This window comes from Pseudomonas gorinensis (assembly GCF_042015035.1).
Classification (GTDB): domain Bacteria; phylum Pseudomonadota; class Gammaproteobacteria; order Pseudomonadales; family Pseudomonadaceae; genus Aquipseudomonas; species Aquipseudomonas gorinensis.
In genome coordinates this window covers 2,441,775-2,457,939 of sequence record NZ_CP167125.1, presented here as the reverse complement: position 1 = coordinate 2,457,939, position 16,165 = coordinate 2,441,775, and the positions used below count along the sequence as shown (strand labels likewise).

Below are 16,165 nucleotides of genomic sequence, written 5' to 3'. Positions count from 1 at the left end.
CGAAAGGAGACGAAGACATGCACAAGGACATTTCAACATCAAAGGTGTTCTATCGTCCCATCGAGGCGGCCATCCGATGGGCTGGGTTGCTGCGGTATCTCCCGATGATCCTGGCCACGATCGCGTCACCGCGTGTCCTGCCTCGGTCGCTGAACTGCCCTCGATGGAATGAGTGCCGGCTGCACTCGGAACGTATCTATGACGGCATCCTCAACGGAGAGCTGCCCTACGGCAAGAACGGGATCACGCTCAATGATCCGAACCTGCTCAATTCTCTGGATCTGACTGTTCGCCATGTCGATCTAAAACGCTGGATGCGCACCCACTATCGCGAGCACCGGCCAGGATTTCTGTTCAGCCGTGGCGAACGCATGGCGCATCCTTTCATCACCATGGAAACAGGACAGGCGATCCTCGTGGAGCGGCTGGCCCTTCAGGCCGCGCTTGAACAAGCCCGACGTGAGATGCGAGAACTGCAGGAGCAGCACGACACGCTACTCAAGCAATCCTCGGTGCTGTTGGCATCCAAGCAATGCGAGATCAGCGAACGGGCGGAAACGACCTATCTCAACATCATTGGAGGGATGTTGACGCTGATGCTGAGCCAGTCGCCTTCAGGCGTGCCCTATTCCAGCTTCAAAACGCAGGAGGCCCTTGTCTCTGCATTGGTCGCCCACTACGGCGGCACCATGGGCATCACTGAGCGCACCTTAAACGGAAAGTTCGCCAACGCTAAGAGGTACGTTCGTAGCGCAAGCGCATGAGGTTATCCAGCTTGTATGTGCAATCGCGGAGATTGCATTTGCAATGTCTTTCCGCAGCCAGGTCTATTGAATAGAGGTCACGCCAACAAACGCCACCGAGCGTTCAGGAGTGACCGCCATGTCGCAGACCCCCGTACTCCCGCCGAACGAGCGCCGCATCCTGCGGCTCGATGAAGTCGAAGCGAAGTCCGGCTTCAAACGCGCCCACATCTACAACCTGATGAAGAAGCGCCAGTTCCCTCAGGCGCTGCGCCTGGGCGTGCGCGCTGTCGGCTGGGATTCGATCGAAATCGACCAGTGGATCGCCGAGCGCCTCAACCACCGGACCTGACCCGCTCTCCCGCGGACTTCCCATTCCCAGCCGGAGAGCGCCATGCAGGTCGTGTCCATCATTTCAACGAAGGGCGGCGTCGGCAAGACCACGACGGCCGCCAACCTGGGCGGGCTCGCCGCGGACGCGGGCCTGCGCGTGCTGCTGCTCGATCTCGACGTGCAGCCCACCTTGTCCTCCTACTACGAACTGACCCAGCGCGCGCCGGGCGGCATCTATGAGCTGTTGGCCTTCAACGAGCGCGACCTTGGCCAGCTCGTGTCCCGCACGATCATCGCGGGCCTGGACCTGGTGCTGTCCGACGACCACCGGGGCGAGCTGAACACGTTGTTGCTGCATGCGCCGGATGGCCGCCTGCGGTTGCGGCATCTGCTGCCAGCACTTGCTCCCCTCTACGACCTGGTGCTGATCGACACCCAGGGCGCGCGTTCCGTGCTGCTGGAGATGGCGGTGCTCGCCTCCGATCTCGCGCTGTCGCCCGTCACGCCGGAGATCCTCGCGGCACGCGAGCTGCGGCGCGGCACCATGCAGTTGCTCGAAGACATTGCGCCGTACCGGCACCTGGGCATCGAACCGCCGCCGCTGCACTTGCTCATCAACCGCGTCCACCCGGTGTCCGCCAACGCACGGCTGATCCAGCAGGCCTTGCGCGACCTGTTCCAGGACAGCGCCGGCATCCGCGTGCTCGCCACCGACGTGCCGGCCATAGAAGCGTATCCACGTGCCGCAACGCGCGGCCTGCCGGTGCATCGGGTCGAGCACCGCCAGCCGCCCGGCAGAGTCGCCCCTGCCGCGCTCGACACGATGCGCGCGCTCGCCAGCGAGTTGTTCCCGCAATGGCAGGACCGACTGGCTCAAGTATCCGGCCGCCCGCAGCGACCTCTTGATCCTGGGAGGCCCCATGGCGAACGCACATGAACTGGCCCGCGGCCACAAGCGGCTGCGCGCCCTGATCGAGTTCGCGGTCGGTGAGGGCTGGCACGTCAAGCGCACGCCGGGCGGGCACCTCAAGTTCACCAAGGCCGGCTGCGCGGCGATCTACACGAGTTCGACAGCGAGTGACCACCGGGCCGAATTGAACGCCCGTGCGCAGATCCGCCGCGCCGAGCGAGAGGCCCGCATGGCGCCGGCCGGCGGTCGTGGGGACTGCGAGGGGTGCGGCCATGGCTGACATGACCTCGCAGGACATGGCAGGCAAGCTGCTCGCGGCCGGCTTCGAGCGCAGCGGCCCAGCGGCTACGGCCTTGAGCGACCCGATCGCGGACACGCCCATGGTCGTGACGCTGGACCAGTTGCGGCCCTACGACCATGACCCGCGCATGAAGCGCAACCCGGCTTACGAGGAAATCAAGGCATCCATCCGCGAGCGCGGCCTGGACGCGGCGCCGGCCATCACGCGCAGGCCCGGCGAGGACCACTACATCATCCGCAACGGCGGCAACACGCGACTGGCGATCCTGCGCGAACTCTGGTCGGAGACCAAGGAAGAACGCTTCTTCCGCATATCGTGCCTGTTCCGACCATGGCCGGAGCGCGGTGAAATCGTCGCGCTGACCGGGCATCTTGCCGAGAACGAACTGCGCGGCGGCCTCACGTTCATCGAGCGCGCGCTCGGCGTCGAGAAAGCACGGGAGTTCTACGAGCAGGAGAGCGGCGCCGCCCTGAGCCAGTCGGAACTGGCCCGCCGCCTGGCGGCCGATGGCTTCCCCGTCCAGCGGTCGCACATCACCCGCATGGCCGACGCGGTGCGCTACCTGCTGCCCGCCATTCCCACTGTGCTCTATGGCGGCCTGGGGCGCCACCAGGTCGAGCGGCTGTCGGTCATGCGCACGGCCTGCAAACGCACCTGGGAGCACTACGCCAAGGACCGTTCGCTGCCGCTGGACTTCGACAGTTTCTTTCAGGAGGTGCTGGCGCAGTTCGACACGCAGGGCGACGAGTTCGCGCCGCAGCGCGTGCAAGACGAGCTGATCGGCCAGATGTCCGAGCTGCTGGGCATCGGCTACGACGTGCTGGCGCTGGACCTGACCGAATCGGAAAGCCGCCACCGGGCGCTGGTCAGTGACCCGACGCCACCTGCGGCGCAGCCGGCGTTGCCTTCGCCCACCGCCGGCACGCCGACTCCGCCGGGCGCAGCATCGTCCATCGCCACGCCTGCAGCGGCGGCCGGTCCTCCACCCGCCAGCCCTCCGGCGTCCGAGCCCACCTTGCGCCACGACGACACGGCGGTTGGCGAAGCGGCCACGGGAAGCCAGCCGGCCGCACCGGGCGATCTGCTTCGCGAGCACATCGTCTCGCCAGCACCGACGACAGAACGGCTCCAATCGATCCAGCGCATGGTCGCCGACCAGTTGGGCGATGCGCTGCCGCCCGACTTCTCGGCGAGCGTGCTGCAGTCCATCCCGGTGCAAGCCGGCGGACTCTATCCGATCTCCGACGTCTGGTACATCGACGCCGGCCTGGACACGCCCGATCGGCTGCGCATCCACATCGCGCAGTTCGCGCGCGAGATCGCCGGGGAGGCAGGCCTGGACGAGTGCATCGAGGATCGCGCCGATGGCATCGGGTTTGTGTGCCGCGCCCGCGGCCAAGCCCCGTCGCCGCTCGGCCGCGCGGTGCTGACGCTGCTCACTTCCCTGACGGGTCAGCCCGTCGCCGAAGCGGGCCTGGACGGCGCGCAGCTCGCCGCCGACCTGCCGACCCTGTTGCACGGCCAGAGCCAAGGCCATGGCAGCGGCGCAAGGCGCTTGAGCGACACGGCGTTGGTCAAGCTCTTTCGGCTGCTGCGCCTCGCCCGGCGTCTGCTGGACCTGGAAGCCGGCACCACGGCGCCCGGGACGTGAGCGAGGGAGGCCGCATGTCCACATCGCATCCGCTCAACCAGGCCGTGATTGCCCAGGCGCTGTATGACCTTCGCAACGGCCAACTGCGCCGCTGCAAGGCCATGGGCTTCGGCGAGGCCGAGCTGGATGCGCTCAAGCACCCCGCGCTGATCAGCGTGCTGGCCAACGCCAGCGTCTCGTGGTGCTCGGTCACGGTCAACCGCGAAGTGCTGCAGCGCCTGCTCAACCAGGCACAGGACGTGGAGAAGGAAATCGCCACGGTCGATCGCATGCTGCGGCTGGGGGCCAGCACGGAGATGGTCAGCCGCTTCTATGGCCTGACCCATCAGGAAGTCGCCCTGCGGCGGGAGATCCTCGGCCTGCCCAAGCGCAAGGGGCGCCACCCCGTCCTGGACGAGACCCAGGACACCGAACTGTGGCGGCAATGGAAAGCCGTGACCAGCAGCAGGAACGTCGATCTGGAGGACGAGACCTCGATTCTCGATGCGGCCATGGACCTGGCCGAGGGCATGTCGCTGCCGCTCTCGGTGGTCTGGGCCGCGATCAGGAACTGGGTCGATCAGGGATTGGGCTAGGCCATGGCCGTGGACGACACCGCCCCACGAGCCCAGCGCCCTGGCCCCATCGCACTCGCCGACCTGTTCGACGCTGCGCTGAAGGACCTCGCGCCCAAGTCCAGCTCTGGCGCTCCCGCGTCCCTGCCTGCTCCAACGCCCACGCCTCCTACGTCCGGCGACGCCTTCCTGTTCAGTGGCAATCGGCACGAGAGCGTGCCGCGGCGGCTGTTCCTCGACCGCCGCCTGACACCGCTGGAGCGCAACGCCTGGCAGGTGTTCCGATTGATGCTCAACGACGATGGCGTCACGGCATTTCCCACCTATGAGCAGTTGCGCCCCTGGCTGGCGTCGATGCCCTGCGCAGGCCAGGCCTCCCATGAGACCGTGGCGCGGGCGCTGACGCTGCTGCGCCTGACGCGCTGGCTGAGCCTCGTGCGACGACGGCGCGACCCCAAGACCGGTCGCATCCTCGGCAACCTCTACGTCCTGCACGACGAACCGCTGACGCCGTTCGAGGCGATGCAACTCGACGCCGACTACCTGGCCCTGGTCAGCCAGTCGCTGGGGCATTCGGCCAAGGCCGTCCAGGTGGTGGGACTCAACACCCTCCAGGAGATCGCGGACGACCCGATGCTGTCCGGACGCACCTTGCCGTCGCGGCTGCAAGTGCTCGCCGAGCGCCTGGCCGACCAGGGCATCACCGCCTCCGAAAGTTATCCACAGGAGGATGCGGTCCACGATTCCGAAGAAGGGCCCGCGAGCCTTCTTCGGAATGGCGATCGCCCATCTTCGGAATCCGAAGCAGGGCCGAAACCCGCGCCAGACGGCGCTCTTCGGAATCCGAAGCAGGACCGTACAGTACGTAGTAGTCGTATTGATGAAGTACGTACTACCGCGCAGGCGCGTGCGCTGGGCGACCTGCAATGGCCCAAGCGCTTCGCGGAACTGAAGGCGGAACAGCAGGCCGGAGCCAAGATGGCGTTGCAGCAGGTGGACGCTGCCCTGCGGCAGGCCGTGCTGGACGAATGGGCCGCACGGTGCGGCAAGCATGGCATCCGCAACCCCGCCGGTTATCTGTTCGGCATCATCCAGCGCGCCATGCGCGGCGAGTTCAATGCCTGGGCCAAGCAGACCGGCCCGGCACCGCCAACACCATCGGCGGCGCGAGCGCCACCAACCGAGCCGCCGCGCAACGTCGTGCCGCCCGAGGTGGCCCGGCAGCACATCGAGCGCCTGCGCGATCTGCTGCGCAAATCCTGAGCACAGGGCTTGTCAAAGCCGTGAAGTAGATCTCCATGGCGGTCGGCAGAAACGGTCCCCTGGGGACGGCTGTGCGGTGAAGCGCCGGGCGACGGCGCGACATGCTGCGCAAAACCTGAGTAGAGCGCATGCAAGACCATGAAGCAGACCTCCATGGCGCTCAACGGAACGGTCCCCTGGGGACGGCTGCGCGGCGAAGGATCGTGTCGAACGGCAGCGCGACGTGCGGTGCAGCACGCATACCGTCAACAACCGAGGACGGGAACGCCGATGTGAGTGCCCATCTGCGGAGCGGTCCCCAGGGGACCGTTGCGCGCTGCGCCGCCAGCGCGCACAGAACCGGGGGTCGGCTCATTTCGGTTTGTTGACTGACTGCCTTCCGCTGCATGCGGATGCTGGCGGCTCCCTGTCCACCAGCGAGCGATCACCATGGCAACCAGCAACGAACCATTGCAACTCAACCTCGGCTCCCTGCGCAGCGCGATGTCGCTGACGCTGCACACCCACCACGCCTCGCGCATCTGGCATGGCCGCGCCGCCGCCGAGGGGCGACCGGGCATCGTCGGCCTGAACGGCTACATCGCCGTCATGAACAAGATGAAGCGCGGCTCGGAGCAGGACGACCCATACAGCGACTGGTGGATGCTTCGCATCGAAGACAAGCTCGACCAGACCAGGACCACGCTGCAGACGCTGCGCGACCAGGTGGACCAGGCCCTGGCCGGCGTGCCCGCCGCGTTGACCCTGGGCGAGAACCTCAACGTGCAGCCCGTCAAGCTTCCGCTGTTCGTCAATGCGCAGTTGGGCTTTGCCGCCGTCTATCTCCTGGCCGACTACGACGACATCGCGCGCAAGCTGATCCTCGCCCACCACACCGCGCTGATCGATCGCTCGACGTTGGAGCGCTGGCTCAACGAAGGTGCCCACGCGCTGCGCAGCCTGTTCAGCCTGGCCCAGCAATACCGCTACTCGGGCTGCACCCGCGACGACTTCGCGGCCAAGAACGCCGCAGCTCGGGCAGCATTGGAGAAGTTCGGCGAACTGCCGCAGGACGTGCTCGAAGGCATGCGCCGCTCGAAGTTTGCGCCGCCCGTCGTGCGCCGTGGTCTGCAACAGCGTGGTGATAGCGCTGCCGCAGCCGCATCTCCCACCGACGAAGGCGCTGCCGCCGATTCGGCCGAGGCCAAGTCCACAGCCGCCGGCGAGGACGAACCGGCATGAGCGACCCGAACCGCGAACCGCGCTACTTCCGTCGTCTGGAACAGCCAGCCTTCATGCGGCTGGAACACGCGGCCTCTCTAAAAGGCCTTTTAAAGCCTTTTAAAGGTAAAGGGGACTTCGAGGCCTGGGCCAGCCAGTGCTTCGCCATGCGCGACGAGTTGATTGCCCTGGCGCAGCGACAGGTGCTGCCACAGGCGTGCGGGCATCCCTTCCACCTGCTTCCCGTCGAGCTGGCCCAGCAGACCACTGGCGCAGGCACGACCTTTCTTCGCTGGCGCAAGCACGATCGATCGGCCATGGGCGTGGCGTTGTGGCAGGAGCTGATGGCGAGCCCCAGCACGCCGGTCAACCTGCTGCACGACCTGCACGAGATCGAACTGCAGCGCGTCATGCTGAACATGCAGATCAGCCTGCTGCACACCCTGGGCAGGCAAGCACAGGAATGCGCCAGCAAGGCCGCGCAGGCGGACAACACCTACCTGCGCCGGCTCGCGTCCGTTCCTGCCGCAGTGCGCGATCGGTGATTGCGCCTGCCATCCGAGCACGCGCCCGAGCCCAACGAGGCACGGGTATTTCAACCACCACGGAGATTCCAACATGAGCACACAATTCATCGGCGAGGGCAACATCGGATCGCCTCCCGAGTACCGCGAATTCCCCAATGGCAACGACGATCCTCGCCGGTTGCTCCGGCTGAACGTGTACTTCGACAACCCCGTCCCCACCAAGGGCGGCGAGTTCGAGGACCGCGGCGGCTTCTGGGCGCCGGTGGAACTCTGGCACCACGACGCCGACCGCTGGCAGCAGCTCTACCAGAAGGGCATGCGGGTGCTGGTCGTCGGCCGCATGGAGCGCGACCCCTGGACGGACAACGAAGATCAGCCGCGTGAGACTTGGCAGGTCAACGCGCGCAGTGTCGGCATCCTGCCGTACCGCATCGAGTCTGTGGCCCTCAGCCCGAAGCCACAGGAGGCAGAGCCGAAGCCCCAGGCCACCCAGGAATCGACGGCGCCGAAAGAGACCAAGCGCAGGAAGTGATCGGGCATGGAGGGCGGCTGCCGCAGTGCTTCGCCGCCCTCCATGCGCTGCGAATTATCCCCAGGGGATAGCTCCACCAACGTCCACCGAGTTCCACGCGCGCTCCCGGAAATCGCGGCTCTCGGCCCGCACACTTCCGGCCACGCACCTTCCCCGCACTCGCCATTTCATCGGCGTGAAAGCGGTCGCTGCCGCATGCGGCTTGTTTGCTGCTGCCAGGGGCTGCGCTCGGCATCCTCGATCCCAGCAACTCCATGAACAACAGGAATCGGGATGGACGGATATGCGGCTGTTCTTGTGCGAGAAGCCCTCCCAGGGCAAAGACATTGGCCGGATTCTCGGCGCCACGCAGCGCGGTGAAGGCTGCCTCAACGGTTCCGGCGTCACGGTCACCTGGTGCATCGGCCATCTCGTGGAGGCGGCGCCGCCCGAGGCCTACGACGAGCAGCTCAAACGATGGTCCGTTGAGCAGTTGCCCATCATTCCCCAGCACTGGCGGGTCGAGGTCAAACCGAAGACCGCCACGCAATTCAAGGTCGTCAAGGCGCTCTTGGCGAAGGCGACTCACCTGGTTATCGCCACCGATGCCGACCGCGAGGGCGAATTGATCGCCCGCGAGATCGTGGAGCTTTGCGGCTACCGCGGCCCCATCGAACGCCTGTGGCTGTCGGCGCTCAACGATGCGTCCATTCGGGCGGCACTGGGCAAGCTGCGGCCTTCGGCCGAGACGCTTTCGATGTACCACTCGGCGCTGGCGCGCTCCCGTGCGGATTGGCTCGTGGGCATGAACCTGAGCCGGCTGTTCACGGTGCTGGGGCGACAGGCGGGTTACGACGGCGTGCTGTCGGTCGGCCGCGTACAGACCCCGACGCTCAAGCTCGTTGTGGACCGCGACCGCGAGATCGCGCGCTTCGTGTCCGTACCATACTGGGCCATCGCCGTGTCCCTGTTCGCAGGCGGTTCGACTTTCGCCGCGCAATGGGTTCCACCCGATGCGTGCACCGACGACGCAGGCCGCTGCCTGCGGCAGCCGGTCGCACAGCAGACCATGCAGCAGATCCGCGCTGCGGGCAGTGCCCACGTCGTGTCGGTGGAGACTGAGCGTGTCCGCGAAGGCCCGCCGCTGCCGTTCGACCTGGGCACCTTGCAGGAAGTGTGTTCCAAGCAGCTTGGGCTGGACGTGCAGGAAACCTTGGAGATTGCCCAAGCCCTGTACGAGACGCACAAGGCCACGACGTACCCCCGCTCGGACTCCGGCTACCTGCCCGAGAGCATGTTTGCCGAAGTGCCCACCGTTCTCGACAGCCTGCTCAAGACCGATCCCTCGCTGCGCTCGATCATGGGCCAGCTCGACCGCTCGCAGCGCTCGCGCGCCTGGAACGATGGCAAGGTCACGGCGCACCACGGCATCATCCCGACGCTCGAACCGGCGAAGCTCTCCGCCATGAGCGAGAAGGAACTGGCCGTGTACAGGCTCATCCGGTCGCATTACCTGGCGCAGTTCCTCCCTCACCACGAGTTCGACCGCACTGTGGCCAAGTTTTCGTGCGGGGGGCAGAACCTGGCGGCCACGGGCAAGCAGGTTGTCATCCCGGGTTGGCGCCAGGTGCTCGCCGAGCCGCAGGCCGAAGACGGTGATGGCGAGGGCGATACTGCGGTCCGCGCCCAGGTGCTGCCCGCGCTGCCGAAACTGTATGAGGGCCTGGCATGCCAGGTGGCCGACGTCGATCTCAAGGCACTCAAGACGCTGCCGCCCAAACCGTACACGCAAGGCGAGTTGGTCAAGTCCATGAAAGGCGTCGCCAAGCTGGTGTCCGATCCCCGCCTGAAGCAGAAGCTCAAGGATACGGTTGGCATCGGCACCGAAGCGACGCGGGCCAACATCATCGGCGGCCTGATCGCTCGCGGCTACCTCGTGAAGAAGGGGCGCGCCATCCGCGCCTCGGATGCGGCTTTCACTTTGATCGATGCCGTGCCTGCGGCGATTGCCGACCCTGGCACCACCGCCGTCTGGGAACAGGCGCTCGACATGATCGAGGCCGGACAGCTCACCCTGGACGTGTTCATCGGCAAGCAGGCCGCGTGGATTTCGCAGTTGATTGCGCAGTACGGCAGCGCCTCCCTGTCCATCAAGGTTCCCCAAGGGCCGGCATGCCCGCAGTGCGGCGCACCCACGCGCCAGCGCAGCGGCAAGAGCGGCCCGTTCTGGTCGTGCAGCCGCTACCCGGACTGCAAAGGCACGCTGCCAGTCGAATCCGGCAGCTCCAAGCGCGGCGCCTCGCGCCCGCGCCGTAGCGGCCGCAAAGGCTCCTGACCGCCCCCGTTCCCCGTGAGCCGTGCCCGCCTTCGGCGGCGTGGCCCCTGTCCCGCACTCCGCCGCATGCCCTGCGGGACGCCCAGCGCGCAACGCCTTCTTGATCCGTGTGCGCGTCCCGCCCAGCCGTCCCCGGCCGCGGGACCTGAAGGTAGCTTCTCTGCGAGCCGCACCACGCGCGTTCTGTTGATCTGCGTTTCTTCCGCCCTCTGCGAAGGGTCTCCCGGTGGCTTGCCAGGCTGCACGAGCCACCGGGAGACCCTTCGTGGTCAGCGGTAATCGGTGCCGGTGCCCGCCGGTGCAAAAACGGGCTCCCTTTGTGCGCGGATGTGCGCCAGACGATGCCGGCCCCAGCCACGACATGGGCCGGGTGTGATTGCTTGATGAGCAGACGGTTCTAGCGACGACCGGGCCTGCCAATCAGCCCACGGGTGGTTCCTCTTTTCTCCCGAGCCGAAGGCCGTTGGGCCTTCGGCGCCATTCTCCTGCCCATCAACGTCCCGGCCCGGCCATTGGCCTGGGCCACACGAACAGGAGAGACGACATGCACCCTCAACCTTGCGCACCGCTGCTGTACGGCAGACGGAGGTCGAGAACGGCATGCCCGCCTATCGCGCGGCCATCGCCAATGGTACGCTCGGCTGCAGCCGAGGCCGTAGCCCAAAGGCTGGACTACCTCTTTTGCAGAGGTAAACCTCGGGATGAACTGGGCGAAAACATGCCTTATGTGCCCGCCTTACGGCGAGCTGTTTCCGATGCTTCGCGCAGGATTTCCCGCCCCCCATTCGCTGCGATTGCGGCCACGATGACGCCCAGCACCAGATCCGGGATGTTCGACCCGAACCCCATCACCAGCACCCCGGACAGCACAATCGCACCATTGACGATGGAGTCGTTGCTGGTAAAGATCGCTGACGCCTTGAAGTTCACATCTTCCCCGCGATGGCGGCGCAGTAGTCTGAGGCACACTAGGTTCAAAGCCGCGTTCAGCGCGGCCATGGCCATCATGGCTGGGCCGACAGGCTCTTCCCCTCCAGCGAAGCGGCGTAGGACTTCCAACAGCAGCAGCGCGGCCAGGCCGATTAGCAAGAAACCCGACAAGCGGGCCGCGCCCACCTTGACCGTTGCCGCACGACCGACGGCATACAGGCTAACCGCATAGACCGACGCATCGGCGAGGTTGTCCAACCCGGCGCCCATCAGCGCCGTAGAGCCAGCCCAGATGCCAAGGGCAATGCCGGCGGCGGACTGCGTCAGGTTGATCAGCAACACAGTCAGAAGAATCTTTCGGTCCTTCGCATCGCTCGCATCTAGGCGGCCCAACTCGTCGTTTTCGTGATTTCTGTGGTTTTCAGCCATGCATTGTTCCTTCCAAATCGATGGATGCTGAAGCCTGTAGCGGCTGGAGAGTCAAGGCGCAGATGCAACGAACTTGCCACAGGGTCTTCCCGGACGCCCTTGACTCTACCGTAGCTAGAAGGTTTTCCAATCCAGTCAGAGCTTTAGGACAGAACAGATGAGCACCAATGCGCCCCCTTCATTGCGACTGTCATCCGGTATGGCTGCTATCCACTGATCCGTGGCGCCACTGCGGTTGTGCTCTTCGGCGAGCTCGCGACCGGCCGGCCGTCTTTTCCGACGGAGCTACTCACAGTGATCGTCGCGCTCGCTTGTGCCGCCTTGCTAGAGGGCGGGCGGCCTTTCCACTCCCCGTTGAGCCAGTAGCGGCGTTCCAAGCTGTGGTTGGCCGTCGGCGCATGGCTCGGCTTCTTGGTCGTGCATCTGGCCTTCCAGCACTCCAATCTGGGATACCGGGTCGGGCCGTTGGGATTGTTGATCGGGGTGGCTGAAGCCCATCGCTGGCATCACAAGCGTGAGCACGAAGACGCCCAAGTCAACTACGGCGATTTCTGGATGCCCGGGGGCCACTTGTTCAGCGCTTTCCGGTCGCAAAAGCACACGCTGGGCGCCAAAGAGTGACACTCAAGAAAGATGGACTTTCCAATGGACTACGGCCCGCAGCTTGTCTATCCCTTCCGGAGCCGGCCAGCAGCGGCAAACGCTTGCGCTGCTGGCTATACGATCTTGCCCACGTCGCATTCTTGCGCGAGTCGGGCCTTGCGGCTTCTTGCGAAGCGATCGCGAGTTGCGTGGCGTGCCCATGAGTCGGGCCGCGTCGTGGCGCACTGCTACCTTGGCCTGCACCTGCACCTGCGCAGCCACGCCGCGATGCTCGGTCTGGCCTGGAGAACCCGTAAGGTGGCGGAGATTGCGGCGCGCAGGTCGTCCGGCTCGCGCTGGCTCCTGTGGGCCACGCCCTCGGTCGCACGCCGTCTCAAAACGTCAGAACCGCGCGCTTTCGCATGATGGAGCGCGGCACGTGGCTCTCAGAACTGGACCCGATCACTTCCAGCACCGATGACACGCTCGAGCTTCAGGCGGGCTCGGCCAAGCTGTTGAGAATGCCGCACTCGCGCGAGGTTCGGGCGCTATCGCAGGAGCGTCGCAGATCCATTAACTCGCGCTCCAAGGCGCGCAATTCCTTCATCTTGGTCCGCACTTGCGCGATATGAGCGTCGACCAGCGCGTTCACCTCGCCGCAGCCCAACTCTGGCCGATCCCGTAAGTTCAGCAGTTGACGGATCTCATCCAGCGTCATGTCCTTCGCCCGGCAGCGGCGGATGAACAGCAAGCGCTGCAAATGGACTTCGTCATAGAGCCTGAAGTTGCCCTCGCTACGTGCAGGCTCGGGCAGCAAGCCTTCTGACTCGTAAAAGCGCACGGTCTGCACCAAGCAATCTGCCTTCTTGCCCAGTTCACCGATCCGCATCATGGTTGCTTCCTATAAAAAACTTGACTCTATATCTACTAGAGGTTTTCTAATGATGGCATCCGGGGAAAACCTTGTCAATGAAGAGCGATCTATGAACAAAGAACCTTCCAGCCCATGCGCCTGCTCCGGCGGCAATGGCCAACAGACGGCGTGCGCCAGTGAGCAGGCCAGCACTGAAACCACCGTTTTCCACGTGAGCAACATGGATTGCCGCAATGAGGAAGCACTGGTGCGGCGAACGCTGGAGGGCATGCCCGGTGTCGAGCGGCTCCTGTTCGATCTTCCGCAGCGTTTGTTGACCATTTCGCACCGCGAAGTCTCGGCCGATGCCTTGGAGCAAGCGCTGAATTCGGTGGGCATGAAGGCTCAGGCTGTCCGAGACGCCGCCGTGTCGACCACCTACCGCATCGAGAACATGGACTGCCCGAGCGAGGAGAAACTCATCCGCTCGCACCTCGGGGCAGTCGAGGGAATTCAGGACCTCGACTTCGACCTCGCTGAGCGCACCCTGTCGGTGAAACACCTCGCTCAGGCACGCGCGCAGATGGAGCAGGTCCTGGCCTCGATCGGCATGCGCGCCAAGGAGCAGACCTTCGGCCACACGGGGCCGATCGAAGCCGCGGCTGTGATCCCATCCTCGGCCCTGCAGCAGCAACCAACCGCTGCCGTTTCCGCGCCGCCGATCGGCGAGCGGGTGACGTACCGGATCGAGAACATGGATTGCCCGACGGAAGAAGCGCTGATCCGCGACCGGCTGGGCAAGCTGCCGGGTGTGACCGCGCTCGACTTCAATCTGATGCAGCGTGTGCTGGGAGTCCAGCACACGCTGGCGACCTCAGCGCCGATCGAGAAGGCGCTTGCTTCCATTGGAATGCAGGCTGCGCGGCAGGACATGCAGACAGCCACCACGGTACTTCGCATCGCGAAGATGGACTGTCCGACCGAGGAAAGTCTGATCCGCGGCAAGCTGCAAGGCATGCCGGGCGTGCAGGGAATGGATTTCAACCTGATGCAGCGCACGCTCACGGTTCGGCACACACCCGACGCGATCAAGCCGGCAGTCGAAGCCATCGAATCGCTGGGCATGGAAGCCGAGGTCCAGAGGACTGATGAGCCGCGCGATGCCCCGGTGGCCGCGCACAAGACCAATTGGTGGCCGATGGCGGTTTCGGGCGTTGCGGCGGTGGCCGCCGAAGGCGTGTACTGGGTCAACGACGGCAATCATTGGGCCGTGATCGTGCTGGCACTGGTTTCGATCTTCACCGGCGGCCTCAGCACCTACAAGAAGGGCTGGATCGCGCTGAAGAACCTCAACCTGAACATGAACGCCCTGATGGCCATCGCGGTCACCGGCGGCATGGCGATCGGCCACTGGCCGGAGGCCGCCATGGTCATGTTCCTGTTCGCGTTGGCGGAAGTGATCGAGGCGAAGTCGCTGGACCGCGCCCGCAACGCCATTCGGGGGCTGATGGACTTGGCGCCCGAGACCGCGACCGTGCGGCAGGCCGATGGCTCATGGACAGAGCTGCCGGCCAAGGAGGTCGCAAAGGGCGCGGTGGTCCGCGTGCGTCCTGGCGAGCGCATCGCACTGGACGGCCTGATCACCTCGGGTCGATCGGCCATCAACCAGGCGCCCATCACCGGCGAGAGCCTGCCCGTCGAGAAGGCCGAAGGTGACCAGGTCTTCGCCGGAACCATCAATGAGACCGGCTCTTTCGAATACAAGGTGACCGCAGGCGCCAGCGACTCGACGCTCGCGCGCATCATCCATGCCGTGGAGTCCGCGCAGGGCAGCCGTGCGCCCACGCAGCGCTTCGTCGACCAGTTCGCCCGCGTCTACACGCCGGCGGTGTTCGCGGTGTCCGTGCTGGTTGCCGTCGTGCCGCCGCTCGCCTTCGGCGGCGCATGGTTTGACTGGGTCTACAAGGCCCTGGTACTGCTGGTGATCGCCTGCCCCTGCGCTCTGGTCATCTCCACGCCGGTCACCATCGTCAGCGGCTTGGCCGCTGCCGCCCGACGCGGCATCCTGATCAAGGGTGGCGTCTACCTGGAGGGCGGGCGCAAGCTCAAGGCGTTGGCCCTGGACAAGACCGGCACACTCACACATGGCAAGCCCGAGCAGACCGACTTCGTGCCGCTGATCGGCGAGGCGCAGGAAGTTGCCGCCTGGGCCGCAAGCCTCGCGGCACGCTCGGACCATCCTGTGTCTCAGGCCATCGCCCGCAAGGCGAACCGTGACGGCATCGCGCTGCACGAGGTCGACGACTTCGCGGCGCTGCCTGGCCGCGGCGTGCGCGGCCGCGTCGCCGGGCGCATGTTGCACATGGGCAACCACAGGCTCGCCCAGGAGCTGGGCCTGAGCGAAGCGACGCTCCAGGCTCGGCTGGAGACCCTGGAGCGCCAAGGCAAGACAGCGATCCTGCTGATGGACGATGCGACCGTGCTCGGCATTTTTGCAGTGGCCGACACCGTGAAGGAAACCAGCCGTGAGGCGGTGGCCGACCTGCAGGCGCTGGGTGTGCGCACGCTGATGCTGACGGGGGACAACCAGCACACGGCCGCGGCCATCGCTGCCCAGGTCGGAATCTCTGAAGCCCGTGGTGACCAACTGCCCGAAGACAAGCTCAAGACCATCGAAAGCCTGGTCGGCGGCGAGGGCCAGGTGGGCATGGTGGGCGACGGCATCAACGATTCGCCCGCGCTCGCCCGTGCCGACATCGGCTTCGCCATGGGCGCGGCCGGCACCGACACCGCGATCGAAACAGCCGACGTCGCCCTGATGGACGACGACCTGCGCAAGATCCCCGCCTTCATCCGGCTGTCGCGTAGCACTGCGGCGATCCTCACGCAGAACATCGTTCTGGCCCTTGGCATCAAGGCGGTGTTCCTTGCGTTGACGTTCACAGGGCATGCCACCATGTGGATGGCTGTGTTCGCTGACATGGGGGCAAGTCTTTTGGTTGTCGTCAATGGGCTGCGCCTCCTGAAGTTCAAGGCGGCATGA

The 16,165-nt window shown here is 65.6% G+C and carries 16 protein-coding genes; 14 read left to right on the top strand and 2 right to left on the bottom strand.

What is annotated here, in order from left to right:
- The first annotated feature begins 17 nt into the window (after positions 1–17).
- The 11 genes from AB7933_RS11345 (at position 18) to AB7933_RS11295 (ending at position 10,328) form a co-directional block, all read left to right on the top strand.
- Positions 18–764: a hypothetical protein gene (locus tag AB7933_RS11345; RefSeq protein ID WP_305453188.1), complete on the top strand. Its 747-nt coding sequence runs from the start codon at positions 18–20 to the stop codon at positions 762–764.
- 118 nt (positions 765–882) lie between these two features.
- On the top strand, positions 883–1,095 hold the full coding sequence (locus tag AB7933_RS11340) for an AlpA family transcriptional regulator (protein ID WP_003090093.1): 213 nt from the start codon (positions 883–885) through the stop codon (positions 1,093–1,095).
- Positions 1,096–1,137: 42 nt separating this feature from the next.
- The gene (locus AB7933_RS11335) at positions 1,138–2,013 is read left to right on the top strand and encodes a ParA family protein (protein WP_003098988.1); all 876 of its coding nucleotides are present in this window, start codon (positions 1,138–1,140) and stop codon (positions 2,011–2,013) included.
- Entirely contained in the window at positions 1,997–2,266 is a 270-nt protein-coding gene (locus AB7933_RS11330; protein WP_003050422.1) for a hypothetical protein, read from the top strand. Before AB7933_RS11335 ends, AB7933_RS11330 begins: the two co-directional genes overlap by 17 nt.
- Complete coding sequence (locus AB7933_RS11325) at positions 2,259–3,938, top strand: ParB family protein (protein WP_305453186.1); 1,680 nt, start codon at positions 2,259–2,261, stop codon at positions 3,936–3,938. Before AB7933_RS11330 ends, AB7933_RS11325 begins: the two co-directional genes overlap by 8 nt.
- 14 nt (positions 3,939–3,952) lie before the next feature.
- On the top strand, positions 3,953–4,513 hold the full coding sequence (locus AB7933_RS11320; RefSeq protein ID WP_003090097.1) for a DUF2857 domain-containing protein: 561 nt from the start codon (positions 3,953–3,955) through the stop codon (positions 4,511–4,513).
- A gap of 3 nt (positions 4,514–4,516) precedes the next feature.
- On the top strand, positions 4,517–5,755 hold the full coding sequence (locus AB7933_RS11315) for an STY4528 family pathogenicity island replication protein (RefSeq protein WP_006226008.1): 1,239 nt from the start codon (positions 4,517–4,519) through the stop codon (positions 5,753–5,755).
- A 429-nt stretch (positions 5,756–6,184) separates the two neighbouring features.
- The gene (locus AB7933_RS11310; protein WP_003098981.1) at positions 6,185–6,976 is read left to right on the top strand and encodes a PFL_4669 family integrating conjugative element protein; all 792 of its coding nucleotides are present in this window, start codon (positions 6,185–6,187) and stop codon (positions 6,974–6,976) included.
- Complete coding sequence (locus AB7933_RS11305) at positions 6,973–7,500, top strand: DUF3158 family protein (protein ID WP_003098978.1); 528 nt, start codon at positions 6,973–6,975, stop codon at positions 7,498–7,500. The genes AB7933_RS11310 and AB7933_RS11305 overlap by 4 nt, the downstream gene beginning before the upstream one ends.
- A 73-nt stretch (positions 7,501–7,573) precedes the next feature.
- Positions 7,574–8,014 (top strand): single-stranded DNA-binding protein, encoded by a 441-nt coding sequence (locus AB7933_RS11300; RefSeq protein ID WP_003098976.1) that lies wholly within the window; start codon positions 7,574–7,576, stop codon positions 8,012–8,014.
- A gap of 283 nt (positions 8,015–8,297) precedes the next feature.
- Positions 8,298–10,328 carry a DNA topoisomerase III gene (locus AB7933_RS11295; RefSeq protein WP_003116834.1) on the top strand — a complete coding sequence of 677 codons (2,031 nt, stop codon included), beginning with the start codon at positions 8,298–8,300 and terminating at the stop codon, positions 10,326–10,328.
- A 723-nt stretch (positions 10,329–11,051) separates the two neighbouring features.
- Here AB7933_RS11295 and AB7933_RS11290 read toward each other — a convergent pair.
- Positions 11,052–11,687 (bottom strand): cation transporter, encoded by a 636-nt coding sequence (locus AB7933_RS11290; protein WP_003098972.1) that lies wholly within the window; start codon positions 11,685–11,687, stop codon positions 11,052–11,054.
- Positions 11,688–12,104: 417 nt separating this feature from the next.
- Between AB7933_RS11290 and AB7933_RS11285 the strand changes: the two genes are divergently transcribed.
- Positions 12,105–12,308, top strand: coding sequence for a hypothetical protein (locus AB7933_RS11285; protein ID WP_023657334.1), 204 nt, complete (start codon positions 12,105–12,107; stop codon positions 12,306–12,308).
- A gap of 12 nt (positions 12,309–12,320) precedes the next feature.
- A complete protein-coding gene (locus AB7933_RS11280) occupies positions 12,321–12,695 on the top strand; it encodes a DUF3703 domain-containing protein (RefSeq protein ID WP_055312603.1) in 375 nt (124 codons plus the stop codon).
- A 67-nt stretch (positions 12,696–12,762) separates the two neighbouring features.
- On the opposite strand, the gene cadR is transcribed toward AB7933_RS11280, so the two are convergent.
- Positions 12,763–13,161, bottom strand: a complete 399-nt coding sequence (cadR, locus tag AB7933_RS11275; protein WP_003098965.1) for a Cd(II)/Pb(II)-responsive transcriptional regulator — start codon at positions 13,159–13,161, stop codon at positions 12,763–12,765.
- A gap of 91 nt (positions 13,162–13,252) precedes the next feature.
- On the opposite strand from cadR, the gene AB7933_RS11270 reads away from it, so the two are divergent.
- Positions 13,253–16,165, top strand: coding sequence for a heavy metal translocating P-type ATPase (locus AB7933_RS11270; RefSeq protein ID WP_003098961.1), 2,913 nt, complete (start codon positions 13,253–13,255; stop codon positions 16,163–16,165).

Excerpts from the sequence above, each read along its gene's own strand:
- AB7933_RS11345 (WP_305453188.1), top strand. The coding sequence starts at position 18 with ATGCACAAGGACATTTCAACATCAAAGGTGTTCTATCGTCCCATCGAG.
- AB7933_RS11340 (WP_003090093.1), top strand. The coding sequence starts at position 883 with ATGTCGCAGACCCCCGTACTCCCGCCGAACGAGCGCCGCATCCTGCGG.
- AB7933_RS11335 (WP_003098988.1), top strand. The coding sequence starts at position 1,138 with ATGCAGGTCGTGTCCATCATTTCAACGAAGGGCGGCGTCGGCAAGACC.
- AB7933_RS11330 (WP_003050422.1), top strand. The coding sequence starts at position 1,997 with ATGGCGAACGCACATGAACTGGCCCGCGGCCACAAGCGGCTGCGCGCC.
- AB7933_RS11325 (WP_305453186.1), top strand. The coding sequence starts at position 2,259 with ATGGCTGACATGACCTCGCAGGACATGGCAGGCAAGCTGCTCGCGGCC.
- AB7933_RS11320 (WP_003090097.1), top strand. The coding sequence starts at position 3,953 with ATGTCCACATCGCATCCGCTCAACCAGGCCGTGATTGCCCAGGCGCTG.
- AB7933_RS11315 (WP_006226008.1), top strand. The coding sequence starts at position 4,517 with ATGGCCGTGGACGACACCGCCCCACGAGCCCAGCGCCCTGGCCCCATC.
- AB7933_RS11310 (WP_003098981.1), top strand. The coding sequence starts at position 6,185 with ATGGCAACCAGCAACGAACCATTGCAACTCAACCTCGGCTCCCTGCGC.
- AB7933_RS11305 (WP_003098978.1), top strand. The coding sequence starts at position 6,973 with ATGAGCGACCCGAACCGCGAACCGCGCTACTTCCGTCGTCTGGAACAG.
- AB7933_RS11300 (WP_003098976.1), top strand. The coding sequence starts at position 7,574 with ATGAGCACACAATTCATCGGCGAGGGCAACATCGGATCGCCTCCCGAG.
- AB7933_RS11295 (WP_003116834.1), top strand. The coding sequence starts at position 8,298 with ATGCGGCTGTTCTTGTGCGAGAAGCCCTCCCAGGGCAAAGACATTGGC.
- AB7933_RS11290 (WP_003098972.1), bottom strand. The coding sequence starts at position 11,687 with ATGGCTGAAAACCACAGAAATCACGAAAACGACGAGTTGGGCCGCCTA.
- AB7933_RS11280 (WP_055312603.1), top strand. The coding sequence starts at position 12,321 with ATGGACTTTCCAATGGACTACGGCCCGCAGCTTGTCTATCCCTTCCGG.
- cadR (WP_003098965.1), bottom strand. The coding sequence starts at position 13,161 with ATGATGCGGATCGGTGAACTGGGCAAGAAGGCAGATTGCTTGGTGCAG.
- AB7933_RS11270 (WP_003098961.1), top strand. The coding sequence starts at position 13,253 with ATGAACAAAGAACCTTCCAGCCCATGCGCCTGCTCCGGCGGCAATGGC.